This window comes from Streptomyces doebereineriae (genome assembly GCF_031845645.1).
In the GTDB taxonomy this organism is placed as follows: domain Bacteria; phylum Actinomycetota; class Actinomycetes; order Streptomycetales; family Streptomycetaceae; genus Streptomyces; species Streptomyces canus.
The window spans coordinates 371454-395104 of sequence record NZ_JAVREZ010000002.1; the positions used below are offsets into that span (position 1 = coordinate 371454).

Genomic DNA, 23651 nt, shown 5'->3' on the forward strand with positions numbered 1-23651 from the left:
CGTCGGATCGACGACTCGCCGGGCCCGTGCGTGCTGCGTCGGGGCCTCAGAAGACGCCCTTGTACACCTGCCACCCTGTGGCGATCTTCGCGCGGGAGCCGAACGACCCCTTTCCGTTTCCGTTGTTGCGCCACAGGTTGCCGGAGGTGTCGCGGGAGATGATGTCCGCCTTGGCGTCGCCGCTGATGTCCCCGATGCCGACGATTGCGTTGTACGAGCCGCCCCAGGCCGAGAACAGCTTCACGCGGGCCTTGAACGTGCCCCTGCCCGTGCCGGTGTAGCGGTACAGGTTGTTGGACTTGTCCTGGGCGAGCAGGTCGCCGACGCCGTCGCCGTTGAGGTCCCCGACGCCCACGATCTTCTTGTACGTCTTCCAATTGTCGTAGAGCTTCACGCGGGACGACAGCTTGCCGGAACTCGTCCCCTTGTAGAGGTAGACGGCTCCCGTGGAGGAGTTGCGGGCGATCAGGTCCGGACGGCCGTCGCCGGACACGTCACCCGGCGAGGTCAGCACGTCGTACTGGTTCCAGCCCTTGCCGAGCGAGGTGCGCGGGGTGCTCGTGTTGAACACCTGCCCCCGCCAGGTGCGGTACACCCGGAGTTCGCCGCTGCTGAAGCGGACGAGGACGTCGTTCTGGCGGTCGCCGTTCAGGTCGCCGAACGGGACCAGGGTCACCGAGGAGGGCCAGTCCGAGGCGGACATGGCCTTGCCGAGGCCTCCCGTCCCGTTGCCCGGACGGTAGCTGATGACACCGGACGGGCTGAGGGTCATCACGTCGCCGATCCCGTCGGGCACCCAGGTGTCGTAGTTGATGAAGTCGCGGCGTACGACGGCTCCGTGGGACACGCGCACCGTCTGGGTGACCGTCAGCGCGGGCCCCGACCCGTCGGCGGGCTGGGCCGTCAGCCTGAAGGTGTACGTGCCGTTGGGGACGTACGCGCCCTTGCCGTCGCGGTCGTCCCACCGCACGGTCACGGCGCCCGACACCTCGCCGCCGGAGAACGTACGGGCCACCGTGCCGGTGGCCTTGCTGGTGAGCGTGGCCTTCCAGGAGGCGGCGGGCTTGGAGAGCAGCCCACGCCACTGCCACCACTCCTCGCCGCCGATGTTGCTCGTCACCTCGGACTCGATCACTCCGAGGGCCTGGGTGGCGGTCCCGCTGGGCACCAGGTGGATCCGCCGGTCCGCGTCGACGTAGGCCACGGGCCCGCCGAACTTGTCCACGGTCCAGGTCACCCCGCGCAGGCTGGATGCGCCCGCCGCGAGGTCGCCGATCTTGCGGGTGGTCGCGGTGCCGTCGGCGAAGGCGGTGAGGAGCAGCGCCCCGGCCGAGGTGTCGTGCCGGACGACATAACCGTCGCCGAGCAGGGCCTCGCCGGACGGGACGGCGATGTTCTTCTTCGCCGTACGGTCGTACACGCCCGCCGTCGCGGTCGGGCCGCAGGACCAGTAGATCCAACGGCCCACCGCCTGAAGCTCCTTGGCCACGCACGGGGCGCCGGTGGCGATCGTGTCGGTGACCTTGCCGGTCTTCAGGTCCTTCGCGGTGACGACACCCGTGCCGGAGCCCGGCGTCCACAACTTGGTACCCCAGACGGAGGCGGCCGTGACGGAGCGGGTGACGATGGGCTGGAGGTCGGAGTAGTCGCCGAGGTCGCCGATGTACTGCTTGGCCGGGGAGGAGCCGTTGACGATCGCGTAGCGGCCGGTGACGTCGAGGAGGGCTCCGGAGGTGGAGGGCACCCGGAAGAAACCCGCCGCGTCGTTCTTGAAGACGGACTGGACCGACGAGCCGACGGTGGGGTCGGAGTCGGGGTTGAACGTCACCGCGCGGCCGTCCCCGGTGGCGTACGGGCCCGCGCCACGTCCGTCCCAGTCCTGCCAGGTGGGTGCGCCCGGTGTGCCGTCGGCGGCGATCGACCGGGTGTAGTAGGCGCCCATGAAGCTGCTGTCGGCCTCGTCGGTGGCCAGGGTGCCGTTCTGCAGCGACAACCGGTCGATCTTCGCGGCCACCGACGGTACGGCGGTCAGCTCCCTCAGCGTCGGGGTGCCGGCCCCTGTATCGGTGACCCTGCGTACCGCCCAGTGCCCGGCGTCGGTGCCGCCGACGGCCAGCAGACTGCCGTCCGGTGCCGTGATGAGGGAGCTGTTCGCGTGCCGGAGCAGGGTGATCGGGTCGCCGCCGGTGAGAGGGACTGCCATCAGGCGCTCGCCGGACTTGTCGACCCAGTCACTCGGGCTGGACGGGACGGAACGGGCCACCACCAGCCAGCGCCCGGCGATGCCCACCGACGGGGTGCCCTCCGTGCCGGGCAGCGTCACGGTCGTCTCGGCGGCGGAGAGGTCCGATCGGTCCAGGACGTGGGCCGTCTTGAGGTCGGACCACCAGACCAGCCGGTCGGCGCTCAGCGCGACACCCGTCGGGGTGACGGGGACGACCACATCGCCGGTGACTTTCGCGGTGGTGAGGTCCACGAGCGCCAGGTGCCGCTCGCCGGTTCCCAGCCGGTAGCCGATGACAGCAGTACCGCTGTCGCCGCCCAGCACGCTGAAGTTGGCCGTGATTCCGGTCGGCCATCCGCCGACGAGGGTGCCGTCGGCGGGAGTGCCGTCGCCGTAGAGCCACAGCACGCGGTTGCCGTCGGCGTCCTGGGCCTGCGTCAGCACATGGGTGCCGAAGGTGGCCCGGTACGTGCCGTGGGTGAGGGCGATGTCCGTGGTGGTACCGGCGGACAGATCCCTGAGGACCACTTTCTGGGTGGGCGAGACCACCTCGGTCACGACGTCGGACGAGGATCCCAGGTACGCGGGGAGTTCGAGTCGGGCCAGGTCGCCCAGCTCGGTCGTCGTGCCGGTGTCGTACGACGTCCACAGATAGCCGGAACGGCCCTCCTGGACATGCAGATAGCCGCTGGGGCCGGCGGTGTGGATCCGGTCCCCGCGCGGTATGTAGCGGTCCGCCTGGAAGACCTTCTCCATCGAGAGGGCGGCGTTTGCGACACCGTCGTCCGCGTCGACGGCGACGGCGAGCGGGCCGGGACCGGCGATGACGGCGAGGACCGCCAACGCGGCGATGCCTCGAGCTGTGGTGCGGGCGGTGGTACGACGGGCCATCGTCGCCTCCTGGGCCTCTCAACAGAAAAGTGGCGTGACGGAACGGCGGCGGCCGATCAGGCGCACGTCGACGATGCTGTTGAAAATGCCCAGCCCCCGAGCTGCCCCCCACGCACAGCGGGCACGAGAGTATCAGCAGGCCCAGGGGCATCAGGAGGAGCGCGGAAAGAGATCTCGGAGTGCGATGAGCTCTGCCGCAGCGCACGCTTGAGACAGCGGAACACGGGCCGGCCCCCGTCGCGCGAGGGAGCCTTTCATGAACGCCTGCCCCGCCTGCGAAAGGAGCAGCGCCGGTGGCTGAAGCGGATGCCTCCGAACGCTCGTCGGGTGCGATGCGCGGCGTGCTGGCTCCCCTCGCCCTGGCCCAGTTCATCTGCAGCTTCGCCGGTTCGAACATGAACGTGATGATCAACGACATCAGCGAGGACCTGGACACGAGCGTGCAGGGAGTGCAGCTCGCGATCACGATCTTTCTCCTCGTCATGGCGGCGCTGATGATCCCCGGCGGCAAGCTGACCGACCGCTACGGCCGCAAGCGGTGCTTCCTGGCCGGTCTCGCCGTGTACGGCGTCGGCGCCCTGCTGAGCGCGGCCGCCCCGGGCCTGGGTGTCCTCATCCTCGGCAACTCGATCCTCGAAGGTGTCGGCACGGCGCTGCTCATCCCGCCCGTCTACATCCTCACGACGCTCCTCTTCACTGAAGTGACCTCCCGTGCCCGCGCGTTCGGGGCGGTCATGGCGCTGGGAGGCATCGGCGCCGCCGCCGGGCCGTTGATCGGGGGACTCATCACCTCCGCCATCAGCTGGCGGGCGGCCTTCGTGTTCCAGGCCCTGGTGATCGTGTTGATCATCATCCTGAGCCGCCGGATCGAGGACCCGCTGCCACCGGATCCCACGAGCACCTTCGACACCGCCGGAGCGATCCTCTCGGCCGTCGGCCTCGTCCTCGTCGTCACGGGGATCCTGGCAGCCGACAACAACGTCTGGCTGATGATCGGCCTGATCGTCCTCGGTGCGCTCGTGCTGCTGTGGTTCTTCCGGTCGGCACGCGCCAAGGAGCGGGCCGGCGAACAGCCCCTCCTCTCGCCGAGCCTGTTCCGCAACCGCACCTCCAATCTCGGTCTCGTCACACAGAACATCCAGTGGCTCCTGCTCATGGGGACGTCGTTCGTCGTCGCGACCTATCTCCAGGTCGTCCGCGGATACGACGCGATCCAGACCGGCGTGATCTTCACGGCCGCCACGCTCGGCCTGCTCGCGTCCTCGCTGGCCGCCGAACGTCTGGCGCGGCGGTGGGCACAGCGCACCCTCATCGTGACGGGCTTCGTCGTGGCGATCGCCGGAGTCGGGGTCCTGCTGGCCCTGGCAAGCGGCTCTCCGAGTGCCTGGGCCTTCGCGCCCGGGCTGCTGCTGATCGGCCTGGGACTCGGCCTGTGTCTGACCCCATCGGTCAACGTGGTGCAGTCGAGCTTCCCCGACGAGCGGCAGGGCGAGATCTCGGGGCTGTCGCGCAGCGTCTCCAACCTCGGTTCCTCATTCGGCACCGCGGTCGCGGGCACCATCCTCGTCGCCGGCCTCACCACTCATGCCTACGGAGCCGCGATGATCACATTGGCGGTCCTCGGGCTCGTCGGTCTCGTCACCGCGGTGTTCCTCCCCCGGGGCCCGGTTTCGAGCACCACTCCTTCTGCGCCGCACGGACCCACGTGAGGTGTCTCCACCCGACGCCCGACGCCCGCATGGCGATGCGCGGCGAGGGAGACGAAAATGGGACTGACGGAGGTGACCGCCCATGTGCCGATGGCTCGCTTACTCGGGAACACCCCTGCTGCTCGACACCATCCTCTACAGACCGACCCACTCGCTGATCGATCAGAGCCTCCACTCCAGACTGGGAGTCGAGACGACGAACGGCGACGGCTTCGGCGTCGGATGGTACTCAGAGGAAAACATCGACACCCCAGCCCTGCTCAAGGACATCGGCCCCGCCTGGAACAACCGCAACCTGAGGGAGATCGCGGATCATGTCCGCTCTCCGTTGTTCTTCGCCCACATACGGGCGTCGACGGGTACGGCGGTGCAGCAGACGAACTGCCACCCGTTCCGGCACGGCCGCTGGATGTGGATGCACAACGGTGCCATCAACGATTTCCACCTCATGCGCCGCGACCTGTCCCTGCTCGTCGACCCCGCGCTTTACTCAGACATCGAGGGAACGACGGACTCGGAGATGATGTTCTACCTGGCGATCACCTTCGGCCTGGACGAGGATCCGCCGGGCGCCGTGGCCCGGATGGTGGGAGCGGTGGAGCGCAGCGGCCATGACCACGGTGTGGAGTTCCCGGTCCAGATGACCATCGCCGTGACCGACGGCGAACGCCTGTGGGCCTTCCGCTACTCGAGCCAGGGCAATTCCCGGTCGTTGTTCTACAGCACCCGCGTGGACACACTGAGGGAGCTGCACCCCGACCTGGCCTTCCTCCGGGGAGTGTCCGACGAGACCCGTCTCATCGTGTCCGAGCCCCTCGGTGATCTGCCGGGTGCCTGGAACGAGGTGCCGGAGAGCAGCTACGGCGTCGTACATGCCGGAGCAGACGAGTTGCATCGCTTCGTACCGGAACCAGCGTGACGCGTCAGCAGATCACGGGCTCTTCGCGCCTTTGCTTCTGTTGGTGCTCGTGGCGCTGCGCCCTCGCTTTGCGGGCACGCTCTTGCGCCCTGCGGTCGGCCACTTGAACTCGATCTCCAACTCGATCTCCCCGTCACCGATCTCGACCTCCACCTCGCTGCGGAGGTCGTCGGGGATCCGCAGGCTCAGCGATCCGCTGCCGAAGTCCAGTTCGGCATCCCCGCCTTCCCTCAGCGCGGCCGCGAGTGCCGTGAGCTGGTCAGCCGCCTCGAGGCGGGAGAGAGAGCGCTTCTGTTCGAACTTGAGGTCCTTCATGGGTGTCTCCGATCCGGATACGGCACGTTCGGCCGGTCGGGCCACCTCCAATCTCGCCCTCTTGGGTTCGCTGCGCATGTCGGGGTGGCCCGGTGTGACGCGCGTCGTGGCGGAGAGGCTGGGATGCTGGTGGAGGAAGCGCCGCCCGTGACGTGACCCCGGCAGACAGGGGTAGTGAGCGACCGTGGCCGAGACCTACGAGAACGCCAGAGGAACGACCGTTCCGATCGTTCCGGCCGTACCGTACGCCGATCCCCAGGGAGACCCGTTCCTGCGCACCCGGTTCGCGCTCCCCGCGCGGCCCGCCACGTTCCTGCGGCGGCAGCGGCTCGTCCAGCACCTCGATCAGGCTCTGGGGACGCCGTTGGCACTGGTCAACGGCCCGGCCGGGGCAGGCAAAACCCTGCTGGCCGCCGACTGGGCCGCCGGACTGCGGCAGCCGGTCGCCTGGCTCACCGTCGAAGCGGGGGACCGGCGTCCCGGGGTGTTCTGGGCGTACGTCCTTCAGGCACTGCGCGCCTGCGGTGCGTCGGCGTCCGACGTGGTCGGTGCCCCCGCGGACGCCTCCCGGGTGGACCGCAAGCTGCTGGCAGCGCTCGCCGCCGAGCTGAACGAGCGCGACCGGCCCGTGGTCCTCGTGCTCGACGAGTACGACCGCATGACCGATCCGGAGGTCACCAAGCAGCTGGAGTTCGTCCTGCACCACGCCGGGCGTGGCCTGCACCTCGTCCTCGTCACCCGCACCGAACCGCTGCTGCCGCTGCACCGTTACCGGGCGGCCGGCGAGCTGACGGAGATCCGTGCCGCCGAGCTCGCGTTCACCCCTGAGGAGGCCGTCGCACTGCTGGAGCTGCACGGTCTGAGCCTTCCGGTTCCTGCCGCGAGCGCCCTGGTGGACCGCACCCGGGGCTGGGCCGCCGGTTTGCGCCTGTCCGCCCTGGCCGCCCTGGAGAGCGCCGACCCGGAGCTGTATCTGAAGGAGTTCGACGCGGACCGCAGTACGGTCGCGGACTTCCTGCTGGCCGAGGTCCTCAGGGGGCAGCCGGAGGAGACCCAGGGCCTCCTGCTGCGGGTCAGCGTCCTGGAGCGGTTCTCCCCCGAGCTGGCCAACGCGCTGACCCTCCGGACCGATGCCGAGCCCATTCTCGCCGGGCTGCACCGCGACAACGCGTTCGTCGAGTACCTCGGGCACTCCTCGTACCAGCTCCACCCGCTGTTCCGGGAGATACTCCGGGCCCATCTGCGCGTGCGTCTGCCCGGCCTGGAGCCGGAACTCCACCGGCGGGCCGCACGGTGGCTGCGTCGTTCCGGATTCCTGCCGGAGACACTCGCCCACGGCGCCGCCGCGGGCGACTGGGACTTCGCCGCCGGCGCCCTCGTCGACGACCTGGCGATCGGGCAGCTCTTCACCGGCCTGCGCTCGGACGACCTGACCCAGTTGTTCTCCCACATGGGCCCCGAGGCCCGAAGCCCCGCGACGGACGTCGTACGCGCCGCCCGTGACCTGTCCCGGCACGACCTCGATCATGGTCTGGCACGTCTGCGCCTCGCCGAGGAGCATCTGACCGACGACGCGCCCGACCTGGCAGCCGCCCAGTTGAGCTGTGCCCTGCTGGAGGCACTGGCCGCCCGGCTGACCGGATGTCCCCCACGGGCCGAAAGGGCCGCCGTAGCGGCCGATGACCTGCGCCAGGAGGTGCCAGCGCACCTGCTGGACAAGCATCCTGAACTCACCGCTCTGCTGCTGACCCATCTGGGTTCGGCCCGCCTGTGGGCCGGGCGTTTCGAGGACGCGCGCGCTGCCCTGACCACGGCGGCCGCCGCTCCCGGCGGAGCCTCCACCGTGCTGCCCCGAGAAGACGCCCTGGAGCACCTGGCGCTGCTCGACTATCTGGACGGCTGGCTCGGTCGAGCGGAGCGCAAGGCCTTGGCGGCGGTGGCCGAGATGGAGCGGGTCGGCCTTCCCCAGCCGTCCGGCTCCGGCATCGGGCAGCTGGTCCTCGCCGCCGTGGCCGTCGACCGCCATGAGCTGGGCCGGGCACAGGCCCTCCTCGACGAGACGGCCCGGCTCCCGGCAGGAACACATGACCCGGTCCCGGCGGCGGGACGAGCCCTGGCCACGGCTCGCCTGCTGTTGGTCAGGGGCAAGGCACGAGCCGCCGTGGACGCGGCTGCCCCGGACGTCTCCGCCGTCGTGGCCTCACCCTGGGCGACGAGCCGTGAAGCCCTCGTCACCGCTGCCGCCCACTTGGCCGAAGGGCGGCCGGACGCAGCGGCCGAAGTGCTCCAGGGGGTGCCCGTCGACCAGCCGGGGTGTGCCGTGGAGGCCGCGGCGATCCAGCTCGCCGCAGGCCGTACCGGGGCGGCCATCGACCTGCTCGACGGCATCCGCGCCGGGAGCCGCGCCGGGCCGGCGGTGACCGTGCGGGCGGCGCTGGTGAGGGCTCAGGCGGCGGAGGGGGCCGGAGACACCGCCACGGCCCGCAGGCTCGTGGCCCACGCGCTCCTCGACGCTCGACGGGAGCGGCTGCGGCGTCCGTTCCTCGATGCGGGAGCGTGGCTCCGTCCCCTCCTGGCCACGGCTCCGCTCCACGAACTGGCGGCGGGCTGGCTCACGCCCGGCTCGCCGCGACACGGTGAGCGACCCCGGCCGGAGGCGCTGCCCCCGCCGCTCGTCGCGGTGGAGCTGAGCGGACGCGAGCGCGACGTCCTGGAGCGGCTGGCCCGGATGATGTCGACGGAGGAGGTCGCCGCCGACCTCTACGTGTCGGTGAACACGGTGAAGACCCACCTCAAGAGCGTCTACCGGAAGCTGGCGGTGAACCGGCGAGGCGACGCGGTGCGCCGCGCACGCGACCTCCGGCTGCTGTGAACGGGCGTCGGTGAGCGCGTCTCCCACCGGGCGCACTCCTTCCCCCGTGGCGGGTGAGGCACGGGGCACGTGCTTCGGGTGCGATGGGAAGAGCGGCGAGGCGTGCGCCACCGGCGGCATCGCGCTCGCCGGGACCGGATCGGCGCACTGAGTCCGGAGGGAGCCGCCGGTGTCCAGAACCAGGACCGGCCCGGCCACGGCCCGCGGGGAGCGTCGTGTCGAACGCCGCGCCCACGCGGACTACACGGGCGGCGTCTACGGATCGATGCTCGCGGCCTCCGTGGTGATCGGCGCCGGCTCCCTGGGCTCCTTCCCACGCACCGAGCTGGTGCTGCTGCTGTTGCTCACCGGCCTGGTGTTCTGGATCGCGCATGTGCACGCCCAGCTGTTCGGGGCGCGGCTGGCGCAACAGGCTCTGGACCGCCATGTCGTACTGCACGTGTGCCGTGACGAGTGGCCGATCGTCAATGCCGCCGTCCCGCCGGCCGTCGCGGTGGCCGTCAGCCCGCTCCTGGGCCTCGACGTGCGAGGTGCCCTGTGGCTGGCTCTGTCCGTCGCCGTGGCCGGGCAGGTGGGCTGGTCCGTGGCCGCGGCACGCCGCGCCGGTGCTTCGCGGCGGCTTCTGGCCGTCACCGCATCGGTCAACCTGGTGCTCGGTCTGCTGATCGTCTCCTTCAAGATCGTTCTGACGCATTGAGATCTGACGCATTGAGAAATTGAGACGCATTGAGAAGAGGACGGTCACCTGTACCGGGTGAGGCCCGAAGGGGCAGGGAGGCGGACGATCGCAGAGAAGGGCGCCGTCCGCCTGTCCCAGGCAGTCCATGGGAGGACAGCTCGTGCGCTATGAGATCCGCGTCGAGGGACACCTGTCGGAAACGCTGGCCAAAGCGTTTCCGGAGCTGGGTCACGTGGTGATGTCCGGCCAGACCGTTCTGTTCGGTCCTGTCGTGGACGAAGCGCACCTGTACGGGCTGCTGGCACGCTGCCAGTCACTGGGACTGCGTGTTCTGGAGATGAGGCAGCTGCCGGAGTGAGGGGGCCGGACGGCAAGTCATGGTCCGGCCTCCGGGTCCCGCGTGCCGGCGTCGGTACGGGAGTCCGGTTGTGCCGACGGCCTGCCGCGCTGCCGGCTCAGCCCCACCTGGACAGCGCCCGCCAGCACCCGTGCGGCGACGCCCACGAGCAGTAGGCCACCGGCCATCTGCACCATCGTCAGCACCCGCCCCGCCTGGGAGCGTGCCGTGATGTCCCCGAAGCCGACGGTGCTGAATGTGGTCAGCGCGAAGTACAGGGCGTCCGTCCTCGTCAGCGGCTCACTGAAGGAGCCCGGGGTGAAGTGGTCCATCAGGTAGTAGCCGCAGGCGAAGAGCACCAGGAACAGCGGCACTGTGGCGGCCAGGGCCTCGACGGCCCGCAGGCGCGGGTGGGGTGAGCGGACGATGGCCCGCACCTCCCACCAGAACATCAGCAGCACCGCCGCCGAGCCGCACGCGAGGAGCGCCGACACGCCGGCCGTACCTCGCTCGTCCAGCGGCAGCAGGTAGTAGGCGGTGACGAGGCCGGTGGCGCTGAGCACGGCGCGGGCGACGGCGACGATCGCCGCCCGGCGGCGGGTGCGGTCCGGTCCGGACCGGACAGTGCTCGGATCGCTCATCTCGTGTCTCTCCGTTGCGTCCGGCCGCAAGGCCGACGGGACAGGCGCCTGGAGATTCCCACCTCACCGTCACGGCCGCGCCTGCGGATCACCCGTGGTGGGTGAGCCCGGCACCCGGTGACAGGCGTGACGCTGGAGCGGTCCGGCACACCGTTGCCTCGGACACCGCCCCGTCGGCGGTCCGGCAGCGACGTTCGATCACACGAGGAGGAGCCATGACCATGTCGCGTGATCCGGCGCCGCCTACCGGGCCGGAACCCCCTGCCGCCGGGGCGGCCCCCCTTCCGGTGAGTGATCCTGCGGACGTGCTGGCGCGGCTGGGCCGCTCATGGACCTGGATCCTGTGCTCGGCGGTCGCGACGCTGGTGCCGGGCGTCCTGGTACTGGTCTGGCCGGAGGAAACCCTGCATGTCCTGGCAGTCATCATCGGGCTGTACCTGCTGGTGACCGGGGCGTTCCGGTTCGTGGCCGTCTTCGGCCGGGAGGAGCACGGTGAACGGATCCCGGGGCTGCTCCTGGCCGTGCTGTACGTCCTGGCCGGGGTTCTGAGCCTGCGGAACCCGCTGCAGACCATCGCCGCCCTCTCGCTGGTCGTCGGCGTCGTCTGGCTCGTGTCCGGCATCCTCACCCTCTACACGGCCATCGCCGCCAAGGACCTGCCGCACCGCGGAGTCGTCCTGGGCGGCGCGGTGCTCGCCATCGTCGCGGGAATCGTGGTGCTCGCCCTGCCGACGGAGTCGGCCCGCGCCCTGACCCGGCTGCTCGGCCTGTGGCTCGTCCTGCTCGGCCTGGCCGAGGCGGCGGTCGCCTTCGCGTGGCGGGCCGCGCTGCGAAAGACGCCCACCACGGGGCCGCAGGCTCCCGCCGGGACGGTCTGACACGGCATCCGCCACTCCGGCGCGCGCCGCCCGGACCGTGCGGTCACCTCCGCGACGGGTACGGGGCAGCCGCCGAGCACGCCCCCGCCGTACGCGGGCCGGACCCCCGCAAGGTCACCCGCGTCGGGTGAGGCCACCCGGCTCCGGTCGTGTCCACGCTGAGACTGCACGTAACGGCAGCCGGGCGAGCGCCCGGGACGGAGGAGAGACATGAGCACGCAGACGTACCTCGCGTACGACTATCCCCTGCTGAGCGTCTTCTGGAGCATGCTCTTGTTCTTCCTGTGGATCATGTGGTTCGTCCTGCTCTTCCGCGTCGTCGTCGACATCTTCCGTGACGACGACATGAGCGGCTGGGCGAAGGCCGGCTGGCTGGCGTTCACCATCCTGCTGCCCTTCCTGGGCGTGTTCGTCTACGTGATCGCACGCGGCAAGAACATGGGCCGCCGGGAGATATCCCAGGCCCGAGCACAGCAGGAAGCCTTCGACGCCCGCATCAGGGAGGCCGCCGGCACCCAGACCCAGCCCAGCAGCATCGACGAGCTCGCCAAGCTGTCCGACATCCGCGCCCGCGGCGACATCACGGACGAGGAGTTCCGCAGGGCCAAGGAACTGGTCCTGGCCGGCCACGGCCCGGCGGAGCACACCGGCTCCACCACGACCGGTCGCTGAGCGTACGTACAACACCACGAATCGAGGCACAAGATGACTGAGACACACACTCAGCAGGCACACACGGCGAAGCAGGAATGGGCAACCGGCCTGACCGCCTTCGGTGCCGTGATGCTCTTCCTCGTCGGCCTGCTCGACATCTTCCGGGGCATCATGGCCATCGCCGAGGACGACATCTTCGTCACGACGCGCAACTATGCGTTCGAGTTCGACCTGACCGGCTGGGGCTGGATCCATCTCGCGCTGGGCGTGGTCGCCGTGCTCGTCAGCATCGGGCTGCTCCGGACGTCGACGTGGGCGCGCGTCCTCGGCGTGGCCATCGCCGGGCTCGTCATCATCGCCAACTTCCTCTCCCTGCCGTACTACCCGGTGTGGTCGGTCGTGATGATCGCGATCTCGGGCTTCATCATCTGGGCCCTGTGCGTGGTCCAGCGCGACAACCTCTTCACCATGTCCGACGAGCGTCCGATGTCCGATGACCGTCAGTCGCACAGGATGTCGTCTCCGCCGCACGGACCCGCATGAGTTCAGCGGTCTCAGGGAGCCGCGGTGGTCCGGGACCCGGGGGCGGCCGGGGCGGAGCCGGTGTCCAGGAATTCACGGATCGCGAAGCCCACCAGCACGATGACCGTGGTCCACACCACGACCATCGTGGTCGGGTAGGTCCAGGTGAACAGGACGATCGCGGCGACCACCAGGATCGCGACCCCGATCCAGCGCTTGAAGCGGTGCACGAACCGCCCGACCGCCCCGAGCCGAAGCCCTTCGGAGACCGACACGTCGCGCAGGGCGCCGATGCTCCTGCGGCAGCCGTTGCGGACGAGGACGGCGATCCGGGACGGGCCGCTGAGGAAGGCACCGATGGCGACGATGAGGGCGACGGCACCGAGCGCCCGTACACCGGCGCGCAGGAACTTGATCAGCGCGTCGTACACCGCTCCGGCGGCGGCCGGGGACGCTCCGGAGGGCAGATGGTCGAGGTAGACGTCCCGGAAGACGGTGAGAGTGATCCCGAGGACCAGCATGGCCACGAACACCGCCAACCCGGCCCCGATCAGCGCGTGCCGGCGGTTGAACGCGGTGTACACCCCCGCCGCGGCCACCAGCAGGGCGATGAGGGGCAGCCAGCTGCCCATGATCTCCAGGACCCTCATATAGGTCTTGATCTTGCCGATGTCCTTCGACTGGACCACCACGAAGTCCGTGTGGACGTCCGGGATCTTCGCGGCCACTCCGAGGCCGGCGCCGACCAACCGCTCCTTGACCTGGGCCACGATCGGTGCCACGTCGATGGCCACCTGGTCGTTCTTCAGCGAGACCGCGCCGTCGCCATCGCCCGTCAGGGCCTTGTCGACGGACGAGTGCACCCTGCGGTTGGCGTCCACCCAGACCTTCTCGAAGGCGCTGCTGCTGACCACCCGCTCCACGGTGCCGCTGACCAGCTGCTTCAGACCGCTCGTGATCGGCCCGTCCAGGTTGCCGACCAGCTGGGCCGCCTTCGGCGGCACGCCCTTCTCCGACACGGCGTCCTGCAGCTGTTTGACCAGCGCGTTCACGTCGATCCGCGCCAGCACCACGTCGGTGACCCGGTTGGTGACGGCCTTCTGCACATCCGGATCGGAGGCCAGCGGTCCCACCGTGGCGACGTAGCGGTCGGTGTCCCGCACGATGCTGTTCGCCCAGACCGCGATGACGGACAGCAGCGACAGCAGGGCCGCGAAGAGGATCAGCAGGACGGAGCCCGTGGACCGGAAGAAGTGATGCCGGGCCGCCTGCGGGCGCGCGCCGCTTTCCAGGGCACCTACGCGGTGCCGCAGTTCATCCAGTTCGCTGCGTTCCCGGTTCGAGAGGGGCTCGTCGCCTGTGTGGGCCATGGACACCAGAAGATCCGTACGGTGCCGGACGCGCGACCCGTGTGCGTCCGACGGGTGAACCGCGCACGACGTGCGGCCGCCCCGGTGCGGTGATGCAATGGCATGGGGGAGCAGCCACGAGCCCAGAAGGTGACGCCGTGAGCGACACATTCGATGAAGTCGACACATCCGGTGCGATGGGACCGATCGACTATCTGGTCGTCGAGTTCCCCGGCAACCGCATGACCGGCGAGGGCTTCCCCCTCCTGGTCGATCTGGTGGACCGCGGCCTCATCCGGATCCTCGACCTGACGTTCATCCGGAAGGACCTCGACGGATCCGTGACCGGCCTGGAGATCGGCGATCTCACCGGCGACGGCGAACTCGACCTGGCGGTCTTCGAGGGAGCGTCCTCCGGCCTGCTGGGCCAGGACGACCTCGTGGAGGCAGCCGCCGCCCTGGAACCCGGCAACTCGGCCGGAGTCCTGATCTACGAGAACCTCTGGGCCGCACCGTTCGCCGCCGCCCTGCGACGCGGCGGTGCCGAACTGGTCGCCTCCGGGAGGATCCCGGTGCCCGCGGTCCTGGCCGCGCTCGACGCCGCGGAAACCGCGCGCTGAAGAGCAAGGACACGGGGAAACGAGAAGGGAGATCACCATGCCCGGACTCCTCCGAGGGGTTGCCCGTACGGCCGTCGTCGCCGGAACCGCTACCGCAGTGTCGAACCGCGTATCCCGCCGGCAGCAGGGGCGATGGGCGGCCCAGCAGGGGCCCCAGGAGCCGGCACCGCAGCCGGCGCCTCCTGCCGAGCCGTCCGCTCCGCCGCCCCCCGACATGACCAGCAAGATCGAACAGCTGAAGCAGCTGGGCGACCTCAAGACACAGGGCCTTCTCACGGAAGCGGAGTTCGAGGACCAGAAGCGCAGGCTCCTGGCTTCCTGACCCGTACCGGATCGATGTGTCAGCGGGTGACCATCACCGCGTCCAGGGTCACGGTGGATCGTGCGGAGGTGCTGCCGGAGAGGACCCGCAACTGCACCTTGTGGGTCTTGATCGTGGTGCCCAGGGTGCGGGTGAACACCACTTGCCGGTAGGCGGTCCCGGCGGCGTAGGTGTTCACCGTGCCGACCGTCTTCCCGTCCACCACGACCGCGAAGCGTCCTCCGTCGGACTTCCGGGTCGCCAAGACGCGCAGTTGGGTGCCGTCCGCCGTGAAGGAGACGTACGCCCCCTTGGTGGCGGAGACGCGTTCGGTGCCCGACCAGGCGGAGGTCGCCGCCACCGACTTCCATGTGCCCGTGTATCGGAGGGCCGTCGCACGGTCGTCGACGGGGATGCCGGTGGTGGCCGCCCTGCTCCAGGCGCCGGTCTGTCCGGCGTCGTCGTGGGCGCGGACGTAGAAGCGGTAGGTGAGTCCGGCCACCGGCTTCACGGGGCTGCCCGCCTTGCCGAACACCGCAGAGGTGGCCGTGGTGGCCGTGCGCCAGGTCTGGAGCGACCCGAGCTTCCAGACACCCGCGCTGTTGCGCGTGGCGACGCGCCATCCGATGTCGTACGACTTCACACCCGCCGTCTGCGCCGACCAGCGGACCGGCACGGACGCGGTGGTCGCCGCGCTGCTCGCCACGGTCGGCGAGGTGACGGTGGCGGCGGGGACCGTCCGGCGCAGGGTCACCTTGCCGGTGATGTCCGCCGCCGTCCGGCCGGTGACCGTGTCACGCGCGGTCAGCGTCCAGGTGTAGGCGCCCTCGGCGGCCGCGCTGCCCGTCCGGGTCGTGCCGTTCCACACCGGGGCGACCTTGCCCGCGGTGGAGGTGCCGGTCAGCGAACGTACCTGTGTGGTGCCGGACTTGAGGGTGAGCGTCCAGCTCACCGGACGGTCGTAGGTCCAGGTGGGGGCCCAGGTGTCGGTCTTTCCGTCGCCGTTGGGGCTGAAGCCGGCCGGGGCGGCGGACGAGGCGGCGGCGGGGACGCCCGCCCAGACCACGTGGGTGATGCCGGTGTCGTCCATCCAGGCCGCCCAGGGGGCGTCGCGGTCGACCGCCCATCGGTCGGCGGCGCCGGTGTCGGCCTTGTCCGGGAGAGTGAACAGGGGCTGCGTGTCGGTCGAAGTCCCGGTCAGTGACCGGGCGTTCAGCGTGACGGCGGTGCTGTCGGAGGACTTGGTGAACGTGTAGAGGACGTCCGTGCCGAGGATGGGCGTGCGGACGGGGGAGTCCACCGTGGTGGTGGCCGAGCTGCCTGCCTGAAGCAGCAGGCCGGTGGTGGAGGCGGCGGTCCCGCAGGTGGTCAGCAGGATCCGGGAGCCGCGCACCTGGAGGCCGCCGGGAAGGCAGTTCACGGTGGCGGCGGTGGTGACCGTGCCGGTCGTCAGGTCGGTACGGCGGATCGACCAGGTGGACGTGGTGCCGTTGCGCACCGAGGAGTACAGGGCGCCGCCGTACAGCGCGGAGCCGGACGGGACGCGCTGTGTGTGGCCGTCCGCGAAGGTGTAGAGGAGAAGGGTGCCCTGGTACGTGGTCGTCTTGTCCGACACCAGGGCGTGTTCGCCGTCGAAGTCCATGACGTTCACCACCGAGGCGTCGTCGTAGTTCAGCGGTGTGCCGACCAGCTTGCCGTCCGCGTCGTACACCTGGAAGTGGCTCGGCTCGGGTGCGCCGCCCTGTTCGACCAGGACCCGTCCCCCCGCGGCGGCCAGCGTCTGGTGGACCAGGCCGCCGGTGTAGGCCAGCACCCGGGACGGCGTGCTCGCCGAGGCCCCGGCCGGGCCGGCCGACAGGTTTGACCGGAGCAGGACGCCCTGCCGTCGGGATGAGTCGTCGGCCGTGTAGAGGGCGCCGCCGGACAGCGCCAGGGCGTCCAGCCGGGCGGGTCCCGCGGGGATGGTGGTGGCGTCACCGGCGGCGGTGGAGATCCGGCCGTCGGTGAGGGTCTGGATCGCGGCGTCCACGTCGTCCCGGTAGAGCGCCAGGCGCATCCTGCCGTCGTCGCCGACCGAGAGATCGGTGGCGGTCCCGCCGAGGTCGGTCGCCGGTGCGGATCCGTCCCTGGCCATCGCGAACAGCTCGTCTGCTCCGTCCGCCGCGCTCCACCGGTACCAGGCGAGGGTGTCGTCGCTGATCCAGCGGGCGTCGGCGGAGGGCAGGGTGACCTTGGACGGCCCGTCCCCGGGCGCCGACCGCTGCCACTCGGTCAGGGTCGCCCCGTCGACGACCCCGACGTGGCCGGGGGTGAACTCCAGGCCCTGCGGCAGTTCGTCGGTGGTGGGCTCGGCCACGGTGACCGTCGCACCGGTGGCGAAGTCGACGTACACGATCCGGTGGTCCCAGCCGGGCGCGGTCCGCCGGAGAACCAGAGCGCCGTGCGCGTCCGAGGCGAGGACTTCGTACTGCTCGTCGCCGGAGAGCAGGGTCCGGTCTTCGCCGCCGGGGGTGCGCAGCAGCAGGCGCACCAGATAGGCGGAGGTGTCGTCCTGGTAGCTCTGCTGGACGAGGATGCCGTCGCCGGCCTGTGCGCGGTAGCGCTCGTCGCCCGCGGCGCCCGAACTGTCGTAGGCGACCGGGAGAACGTCCTCGGCACCGGAGTCGAGGTCGCGCAGGGTGACATGGTCGGCGAGGGCGCCGTTCGGGTCGGTGGAGGTGGCGGCGGCCACCACGCCGTCCTGGACGGACACCGCGTGGACGGTCACCGTCTCGTCGGTGTCGGCGAGCCGGCCGAGGTCCTGCGGGGTGCCTCCGGAGACGGCGAGCCAGCCGTGGGCCAGGGCGTCGGCGGAGGTCTTCTGCCGCCAGACGACCGCCTGGCCGGAACCGGAGATGTCGCCCGCGGCGGGCACGGAGGTCGTCCGCGCGGCCAGCGTGGTCGACACGTCGGCCGCGGTGACGGCTCCGGCCGGGCCGGCGGTGACGGCCTGCGTCACGGCGAGCGCGGTGAGGGCGGCTGCCGGGACAGCGAGGAACCGGCGTCTGAGGGGAGGCATGGGCGGCCCGATCTCCTGTCGATCATCAAGCGTGATCGTCAAAGCCTGCCGATGCGCTGGTCTGCGTGGTCCCCGCCCCGGCCAAACTTCGCGCAAACTTTCGAGGTGGGGAGAAGATTTGAGCTCCTCACCGACGTCTGCCGTCCCCGACCTGACCTACGCTCCCGCCAGCTGCAGCGAGGGTCCGGAGGGGAACGTGATCATGGGCTTGTTCGTGGGGCGGGGACGACCACTGCGGAGACAACCACTGGTGGCGTCCGCCGCCCTCTCGGTCCTGCTCGTCGGCTGCCTGGGCGCGGGCGTCGCCCACGCGGACACCGCCGCCGGCACGACGCTCTACGTCGACGACGAGGCCGCCGGGTGCAACGACACCGGTCCTGGTTCGGCGGCGGAGCCCTTCTGCCAGATCCAGCCGGCCGCGGACGCCGCGGTGCCCGGCGACACCGTGCGCATCGCGGGCAACAGCACGTCCTACGCGCCCGTGACCATCAGGTCCACGGGCACCGCGGACGCCCCCGTCTCGTTCCGCTCCGCGTACGGCGACGGCTCGTCCGTCACCGTCGCGGGCGGGATCACGTACTCCGGTGCCCAGTACGTCGACACGGCCGGGATCCTCGCCCGCGCGGCCAAGAAGTCCGCGGTGACCGTCGTGGCATCGCAGCACATCACCTACCGCGTCGCCTCCGTGCAGAGCACCCTCCTCGACGCCACCACTGCGGTGATCGCGGTCGACGGAGCCTCCTCGGACATCTCGCTCCTCCGCCTCCGGGTGAGCGACGGGTCCGGGCCGGACTTCCGCAGCGCGGCCGGCGCGCGGAACATCACGCTCGCCGACGACCTCTTCGAGGACGGCGGCGTCTTCGCCGCGGGCACCACGGGCATCGACCTCGCGGGCAACACCTTCTGGACGGCCTGCGGCAACGCGGTCGGCCTGACCGACGGCAGTTCCGGGTCGGTGGAGAACTCCGTCGCGCTGCCCTACGGCACGACGTGCGCCACCACCCCGGCCGAGATCACCGTGGACGCCGCTTCCGCTCCCCAGGTCACCGCGGACTACAACGCCGTCAACCCGTCGTCGGCCGGCACCGACTACGACTGGGCCGGCACCGCGTACGCCACCGCGCAGGCCTTCCGGGCGGCCACCGGCCAGGCCACCCACGATCTGGACCAGACGGATCTGACGATCCCCGCGGCCGGCCTGCCCGTGGAGCACTCGGCGCTCGTCGACTCGGGCGACGCCGGCGCACCCGGCGAAATCGCCACGGACATCGACGGCCGTCCCCGGGTCGACGACCCCCTGGTCCCGGACACCGGCACCGGCCACGTCGACCGGGGCGCCACCGAGTTCCAGGACCCGTTCACGGTGAGCGCGCTCGACATGAGCGCCGGGTACGTCGGCGTCCCGGTCACCGCTCAGGCACAGCTGAGCAACCCATGGTCGGACTCGCTCGACGGGCTCACGTACACCTTCGACTTCGCGGACGGTACGACGGTCACCTCCACCACCGGCTCGGCCACCCACACCTACACGCAGACCACGTCGAGCACCGGCGTCCAGGCCACGGTGGTGGTGAACAGGGCCGACGGCACGCGGGTCGGTGCGGCCGACAACTGGGAACGGGTCGAGCCGGTGCCGGACCTCACCACGACGATCGGCTGCGCGAGCAGCCCCGTTCAGCCCGACACCGCCGCCTGCGGGCACGAGACCGAGTTCGACCCCTACTCGATCACCAGTGACCGGATCACTTTCGGCGACGGCTCGGCGGCGCTCTCCGTGCCCACCGCCGGTGACCCGGTGCCGCACACCTACAAGGCGCCCGGCACGTACACCGTCACGCACACCGTCACGGACTCCGGCGGGCGGACCGCCACCGCGACCGCCAAGGCCACGGTCGGCGCGGCCTTCCTCGCCGCCGGTCCCGTACGGATGCTGGACACCCGGAACGGGACGGGCGCGCCGAAGCGGCCTGTCGGCGCCGGCGGTGTGGTCCGGCTGAAGGTCCTCGGCGTGGGCTACGTCCCGGCGTCCGGGGTGACGGCGGTGACCCTGAACGTCACCGACGCGGGCGCCACGGCGTCCAGTTATGTGTCGGTCTACCCGGACGGCACCGCCCGCCCGAGCGCCTCGAACCTCAACTTCCGTGCCGGGCAGGCCAATCCGAACCTGGTCACCGTCCGGGTGGGCGGCGACGGCTACGTCGACCTGTACAACGCGCACGGCAAGGTGAACCTCATCGCGGATCTGGAGGGCTACTACACCACCACCAGGTCCGGTACCGACGACCTCTCCATGTCCGGCCTGGCCACCATGGCCCCGACCCGGGTGCTGGACACCCGCAACGGCACTGGCGCCGCCAAGGGAGCGGTCGGTCCGGGCAGCATCACGACCCTCACCCTGCCGAAGTACGCCCGCGGCTGGGCGACGGTCGGCGCCGTCCTCGACGTCACCGTGACCGGGGGCACCAGCGGCGGCTACATCACCGTGAGCTGCAGCGGCTCCACGTCGGACACGTCGACTCTCAACTACCGGCCCGGACAGACCGCGTCCAACCTCGCCGTCCCCTGTGTGAACGCCGGCAAGGTCCAGATCTACAACAGCGCCGGGCACGTCCAGCTGATCGCCGACCTCCAGGGGGTGTACACCAACGAGCAGGCGGAAACGACCGACGACTGGTTCGCCCTTTCCGGCGGGCCGTTCGTGGCGACCGCGCCCACCCGTTTCCTCGACACCCGCACGGGTCTGGGCGCGTCCGCGAAGCCGCTGGGCGCGAACGGCACCCTCACCGTGAAGCTCACCAAGGTCCCGGCGGGAGCCACCGCCGTACTGGTCAACCTCACGGGCGTCGCCCCGACCGCCAACACCTACCTGACCGCCTACGGCGACGGCACCCTGCCGACCGTGTCGAACGACAACCTCACCGCGGGCCAGACCCGCCCGGTCCTCGCTGTGATCCCGGTCGGGGCCGACGGCTCCCTCCGCATCCACAACGCGCACGGCTCGGTCGATGTCGTCGCCGACCTGGAGGGCTACTACGGCTGAGGCAAGAGCTGGTCCCGCTCAGCGAACTACTAGCGACGAGCGGGACGCTTGATGCCTGCGCGCCCCGCCTTCTCGGTTCGCTCGGGTCCGGCGTTGGCGCGGTCCTCGTTCGTCGCGGCCCAGTCCCTGGGCTGGAGAAAGAGCAGCTCACCGCTGCCCGGCACGATGATCGCGCCGCCAAAGGGCTCGTCGCCGGCGAACCAGACGCCGTCCGTGATGCCGACAGGCCACCGACCGCGCCCCAACGCGTCCTTCGCACGCAGCGTGAAGGGGGTGCCGACCTGATCCCCGAGGCGCAGGTAGAGCGTGTGCGTCGACTCCATGCCGATCTTCTCGACCGGGGTGCGGAATTCGAGCGGATAGGTCCCGAACACTCGTGAGCACTTCCGGACCAAACTCAGGCGTCCGGCGAAGAGGAACCCGGTCCACAGGGCGCCGAGCATTCCGACGATGGCAACCGGCAGCAGATACCCGATCCGGGTCACGAAAATCTGGACCCACAGCAGCAGGAAGACCGGGAAGAACATGAGGAATCGCTTCAGTGCGACGCCGTAGTGGTAACGCACCGCGCCCCGGAAGTCCGTTCCATCGGTCGCGTACGGCGCGGGCGGGGTGTCCGACTCCAGACCGTCTTTCCATCGTTCTGGCACTGTCATCCGAACGGGCTCCTTTCGTCTGCCCCTGAGCCGGCATCCGAGAACGGGACCTCGGCAGGGTCCGGCGCCGCCGGGTCGTCGAACGTCACCGTACGCGCGACGCCGAGCAGCACGCCGCGGTAGTCGTCGGCGAGCTCCACCGCCGGGGTGACCAGCTGCACGGTGATGATCGACGAGGTGCGAAGAACCGGGATGGCCACCGTGCCCTGCCAGACGGTCCCCTGCGCGGGGTCTTCCTGACCCTCGGGGGGAGCGGTAGGCGCGAGCGTGGTCCGCTCCGTCTCCAGCACGTATCCGGTGCCCGTCGGCAGTTCTACGGGCACGATGCCGTTGTCCGAACCGGTCCCCGTCCCGCTGTCCCCCAGCATCTGGAGAAGCACGGCTTCAGGGTGCGCTCCCGACGTGCGGACGGTGGAGACCGTGAGGACGGACAGCGTGGGCTCGCCGCGCTCGTCCGGGTGCATGCCGAGCGCGCACCCCATCACGGCCTGGCTCCGCAGCATCGTCAGGACGATGGCGTACAGCCGGAACACCTGGTCGGCGCGGTCCCGGACGTCTTCGGGAAGTGCGTCGAGTTGCCGGGCCACCTCCTGGATGCCCTCGGGTGACGGCCGGAGGTCCAGCTGGAGGTATCCGTAGGGCAGCCCGTACCAGAACTCGGGCTTCGGCTCGGCATCCACCGTGTCGAGCAATCCGTTCACAGGTGGACACCCCTCATCATCTCGGCGACGTCCGTCATGATGTCGGTCACGCCGCCCTTGAGGCCGGTCGAGGCAGCCACACCCTTGGTGACCTCGGACGCGTCATGTCCGGGACCGTTCTTCGGGAACACGCCCAGGTTTTCCAGGGACGAGGCCATGTTGGCCGCCACGTTGACGCCGTTGATGCCGTACTGGAGCGCTCCGGTCGCGGGGTCGGTCGCCACGTCGAGGGCCTTGAAGTTGAACGCGGGCACGATCTCCCGGCCGAACGCGCCCAGCTTCGAGCCCACCGACAGGGCCTCGCCGCCTTCGCGGGCCACCGCCGCCGCGAGACCCGCCTCGCTGCCGGCCCTGGCGAGGGCGCCGACGCCGGGCACCATGCCGAGGGTGTCACCGGCCATGGAGGCCCAGGCGAACGCGCCTTCCTTGAAGCCGTACTCGCCCATCAGCGAGTCTCTGAAGTCCTCGCTCGCAAGGTTCTTGGCCATGGAGACCGCGCTCGCCGCGACCGCGATACCGGCGAAGACCGGCGCCAGCGGGGTGGGGAGAAGGGCCAGCAGTCCCGCGATGGCTCCGATGGTTCCGGCGTGCTCCACGAGGAATTCGCCGACTGCCTTGAGGCCCTCACCGATGGCACTGATGGCCTTGCTGAACCACCCCGGCTCCTTGGGGGCCAGCTTGTCGTCGGCCTCGTCGAGGCTGCGGGCGACGGCCTCGGCCGCGTCGGTGTGGGTGCCCTCCAGCTCCTTCGCCTTCGCGATGACGTCGTTGTAGGCGGTGTTGGCGTTGTTGAGGTGGGTGGTGGCCTCGTTCAGTTCGCGCTCGGCGGTACGCAGGCGCTCCGTCGCGGCATCCGCCTCCGCCTGGCTGGGGTATTCCTTGCCGGCGAGCTTGAGGTCCGGGTTCCCCTTGGCCTGGTCGTAGCGGGTCCTTGCCTTGTCGACGTCACCCTTGTTCTCGCGCGCGGCATCGTCGTACTTCTTGGCCAGGTCGCGGTGGGAGGTCAGGTCGCCTTCCCATGTGCCCAGCGCCGCAGCGGCTTTGCCGAGCGAGTTCCCGGCGTTCATCATGGCGGTCTTGAGGTCGCCGTCCAGCGTGTCCCGGAACGCGCTCGCCGCGTCTCCTTGCCAGCTGGAGCTCGCTCCGAGCAGATACTCGATCTGCCGGTGGCAGTTGTTGAGCGTGTCGGCCGCGGACTTGACCTTGCGGTAGAGGGAGGTGACCTGCTCGGGAATTCCGGGTACCGGGTTCCAGCCGAGGCTCGGATACGGATTGTTGCCCACCT

The 23651-nt window shown here is 70.4% G+C and carries 19 protein-coding genes; 11 read left to right on the plus strand and 8 right to left on the minus strand.

The genetic code is table 11. From position 1 onward, the window contains the following. Nucleotides 1-46: 46 nt before the first annotated feature. Nucleotides 47-3115, minus strand: coding sequence for an FG-GAP-like repeat-containing protein (locus RNB18_RS07245; RefSeq protein ID WP_311713299.1), 3069 nt, complete (start codon nucleotides 3113-3115; stop codon nucleotides 47-49). A gap of 332 nt (nucleotides 3116-3447) precedes the next feature. Between RNB18_RS07245 and RNB18_RS07250 the strand changes: the two genes are divergently transcribed. Both RNB18_RS07250 and RNB18_RS07255 read left to right on the plus strand, forming a co-directional pair. Next, complete coding sequence (locus RNB18_RS07250) at nucleotides 3448-4824, plus strand: MFS transporter (protein ID WP_311713676.1); 1377 nt, start codon at nucleotides 3448-3450, stop codon at nucleotides 4822-4824. An 82-nt stretch (nucleotides 4825-4906) separates the two neighbouring features. Then, the gene (locus RNB18_RS07255) at nucleotides 4907-5743 is read left to right on the plus strand and encodes a class II glutamine amidotransferase (RefSeq protein WP_311713300.1); all 837 of its coding nucleotides are present in this window, start codon (nucleotides 4907-4909) and stop codon (nucleotides 5741-5743) included. 12 nt (nucleotides 5744-5755) lie between these two features. On the opposite strand, the gene RNB18_RS07260 is transcribed toward RNB18_RS07255, so the two are convergent. Continuing rightward, entirely contained in the window at nucleotides 5756-6058 is a 303-nt protein-coding gene (locus RNB18_RS07260) for an amphi-Trp domain-containing protein (RefSeq protein ID WP_311713301.1), read from the minus strand. Nucleotides 6059-6242: 184 nt separating this feature from the next. Between RNB18_RS07260 and RNB18_RS07265 the strand changes: the two genes are divergently transcribed. The 3 genes from RNB18_RS07265 (at nucleotide 6243) to RNB18_RS07275 (ending at nucleotide 9967) form a co-directional block, all read left to right on the plus strand. After that, the gene (locus tag RNB18_RS07265; RefSeq protein WP_394817598.1) at nucleotides 6243-8930 is read left to right on the plus strand and encodes a LuxR C-terminal-related transcriptional regulator; all 2688 of its coding nucleotides are present in this window, start codon (nucleotides 6243-6245) and stop codon (nucleotides 8928-8930) included. Between the two features lie 169 nt (nucleotides 8931-9099). Further along, nucleotides 9100-9627 (plus strand): hypothetical protein, encoded by a 528-nt coding sequence (locus RNB18_RS07270; protein ID WP_311713302.1) that lies wholly within the window; start codon nucleotides 9100-9102, stop codon nucleotides 9625-9627. Between the two features lie 142 nt (nucleotides 9628-9769). Then, nucleotides 9770-9967, plus strand: a complete 198-nt coding sequence (locus RNB18_RS07275) for a hypothetical protein (protein WP_020276994.1) — start codon at nucleotides 9770-9772, stop codon at nucleotides 9965-9967. A gap of 17 nt (nucleotides 9968-9984) precedes the next feature. Here the strand turns inward: RNB18_RS07275 and RNB18_RS07280 are convergent, their stop codons facing one another. Then, entirely contained in the window at nucleotides 9985-10587 is a 603-nt protein-coding gene (locus RNB18_RS07280; RefSeq protein WP_311713303.1) for a potassium channel family protein, read from the minus strand. Between the two features lie 215 nt (nucleotides 10588-10802). Here RNB18_RS07280 and RNB18_RS07285 point away from each other — a divergent pair, with 215 nt between their 5' ends. The 3 genes from RNB18_RS07285 to RNB18_RS07295 all read left to right on the plus strand — a co-directional run bounded on the left by RNB18_RS07285 (nucleotide 10803) and on the right by RNB18_RS07295 (nucleotide 12662). Next, the gene (locus RNB18_RS07285) at nucleotides 10803-11465 is read left to right on the plus strand and encodes an HdeD family acid-resistance protein (protein ID WP_311713304.1); all 663 of its coding nucleotides are present in this window, start codon (nucleotides 10803-10805) and stop codon (nucleotides 11463-11465) included. 210 nt (nucleotides 11466-11675) lie between these two features. Continuing rightward, nucleotides 11676-12137 carry an SHOCT domain-containing protein gene (locus RNB18_RS07290; RefSeq protein WP_311713305.1) on the plus strand — a complete coding sequence of 154 codons (462 nt, stop codon included), beginning with the start codon at nucleotides 11676-11678 and terminating at the stop codon, nucleotides 12135-12137. 33 nt (nucleotides 12138-12170) lie between these two features. Then, nucleotides 12171-12662, plus strand: a complete 492-nt coding sequence (locus RNB18_RS07295; protein ID WP_311713306.1) for a DUF7144 family membrane protein — start codon at nucleotides 12171-12173, stop codon at nucleotides 12660-12662. An 11-nt stretch (nucleotides 12663-12673) separates the two neighbouring features. Here the strand turns inward: RNB18_RS07295 and RNB18_RS07300 are convergent, their stop codons facing one another. Next, a complete protein-coding gene (locus RNB18_RS07300; protein ID WP_311713307.1) occupies nucleotides 12674-14011 on the minus strand; it encodes a hypothetical protein in 1338 nt (445 codons plus the stop codon). A 176-nt stretch (nucleotides 14012-14187) separates the two neighbouring features. Here RNB18_RS07300 and RNB18_RS07305 point away from each other — a divergent pair, with 176 nt between their 5' ends. Together RNB18_RS07305 and RNB18_RS07310 are read left to right on the plus strand one after the other, a co-directional pair. Then, nucleotides 14188-14610 (plus strand): DUF6325 family protein, encoded by a 423-nt coding sequence (locus tag RNB18_RS07305; RefSeq protein WP_311713678.1) that lies wholly within the window; start codon nucleotides 14188-14190, stop codon nucleotides 14608-14610. Nucleotides 14611-14647: 37 nt separating this feature from the next. Further along, the gene (locus tag RNB18_RS07310; protein WP_266386480.1) at nucleotides 14648-14932 is read left to right on the plus strand and encodes an SHOCT domain-containing protein; all 285 of its coding nucleotides are present in this window, start codon (nucleotides 14648-14650) and stop codon (nucleotides 14930-14932) included. Between the two features lie 19 nt (nucleotides 14933-14951). Here RNB18_RS07310 and RNB18_RS07315 read toward each other — a convergent pair whose 3' ends face one another. Then, on the minus strand, nucleotides 14952-17969 hold the full coding sequence (locus tag RNB18_RS07315; RefSeq protein ID WP_311713308.1) for a hypothetical protein: 3018 nt from the start codon (nucleotides 17967-17969) through the stop codon (nucleotides 14952-14954). A gap of 250 nt (nucleotides 17970-18219) precedes the next feature. On the opposite strand from RNB18_RS07315, the gene RNB18_RS07320 reads away from it, so the two are divergent. Further along, nucleotides 18220-21009, plus strand: coding sequence for a PKD domain-containing protein (locus tag RNB18_RS07320; RefSeq protein WP_311713309.1), 2790 nt, complete (start codon nucleotides 18220-18222; stop codon nucleotides 21007-21009). A gap of 29 nt (nucleotides 21010-21038) precedes the next feature. Here the strand turns inward: RNB18_RS07320 and RNB18_RS07325 are convergent, their stop codons facing one another. From RNB18_RS07325 to RNB18_RS07335, 3 genes are read right to left on the minus strand one after another with little or no spacing between them, the layout of a single operon-like run. Beyond that, on the minus strand, nucleotides 21039-21665 hold the full coding sequence (locus RNB18_RS07325; RefSeq protein ID WP_311713310.1) for a hypothetical protein: 627 nt from the start codon (nucleotides 21663-21665) through the stop codon (nucleotides 21039-21041). Beyond that, nucleotides 21662-22366 carry a hypothetical protein gene (locus RNB18_RS07330; RefSeq protein ID WP_311713311.1) on the minus strand — a complete coding sequence of 235 codons (705 nt, stop codon included), beginning with the start codon at nucleotides 22364-22366 and terminating at the stop codon, nucleotides 21662-21664. The genes RNB18_RS07325 and RNB18_RS07330 overlap by 4 nt, the downstream gene beginning before the upstream one ends. Further along, nucleotides 22363-23649, minus strand: a complete 1287-nt coding sequence (locus RNB18_RS07335; protein WP_311713312.1) for a WXG100 family type VII secretion target — start codon at nucleotides 23647-23649, stop codon at nucleotides 22363-22365. Before RNB18_RS07335 ends, RNB18_RS07330 begins: the two co-directional genes overlap by 4 nt. Between the last annotated feature and the right edge of the window lie 2 nt (nucleotides 23650-23651).

What these genes read in the sequence shown, in the direction of transcription:
- RNB18_RS07245 (WP_311713299.1), bottom strand. Translation starts at nt 3,115, where the DNA reads ATGGCCCGTCGTACCACCGCCCGCACCACAGCTCGAGGCATCGCCGCG.
- RNB18_RS07250 (WP_311713676.1), top strand. Translation starts at nt 3,448, where the DNA reads ATGCGCGGCGTGCTGGCTCCCCTCGCCCTGGCCCAGTTCATCTGCAGC.
- RNB18_RS07255 (WP_311713300.1), top strand. Translation starts at nt 4,907, where the DNA reads ATGTGCCGATGGCTCGCTTACTCGGGAACACCCCTGCTGCTCGACACC.
- RNB18_RS07260 (WP_311713301.1), bottom strand. Translation starts at nt 6,058, where the DNA reads ATGAAGGACCTCAAGTTCGAACAGAAGCGCTCTCTCTCCCGCCTCGAG.
- RNB18_RS07280 (WP_311713303.1), bottom strand. Translation starts at nt 10,587, where the DNA reads ATGAGCGATCCGAGCACTGTCCGGTCCGGACCGGACCGCACCCGCCGC.
- RNB18_RS07285 (WP_311713304.1), top strand. Translation starts at nt 10,803, where the DNA reads ATGACCATGTCGCGTGATCCGGCGCCGCCTACCGGGCCGGAACCCCCT.
- RNB18_RS07290 (WP_311713305.1), top strand. Translation starts at nt 11,676, where the DNA reads ATGAGCACGCAGACGTACCTCGCGTACGACTATCCCCTGCTGAGCGTC.
- RNB18_RS07295 (WP_311713306.1), top strand. Translation starts at nt 12,171, where the DNA reads ATGACTGAGACACACACTCAGCAGGCACACACGGCGAAGCAGGAATGG.
- RNB18_RS07300 (WP_311713307.1), bottom strand. Translation starts at nt 14,011, where the DNA reads ATGGCCCACACAGGCGACGAGCCCCTCTCGAACCGGGAACGCAGCGAA.
- RNB18_RS07305 (WP_311713678.1), top strand. Translation starts at nt 14,188, where the DNA reads ATGGGACCGATCGACTATCTGGTCGTCGAGTTCCCCGGCAACCGCATG.
- RNB18_RS07310 (WP_266386480.1), top strand. Translation starts at nt 14,648, where the DNA reads ATGCCCGGACTCCTCCGAGGGGTTGCCCGTACGGCCGTCGTCGCCGGA.
- RNB18_RS07315 (WP_311713308.1), bottom strand. Translation starts at nt 17,969, where the DNA reads ATGCCTCCCCTCAGACGCCGGTTCCTCGCTGTCCCGGCAGCCGCCCTC.
- RNB18_RS07325 (WP_311713310.1), bottom strand. Translation starts at nt 21,665, where the DNA reads ATGACAGTGCCAGAACGATGGAAAGACGGTCTGGAGTCGGACACCCCG.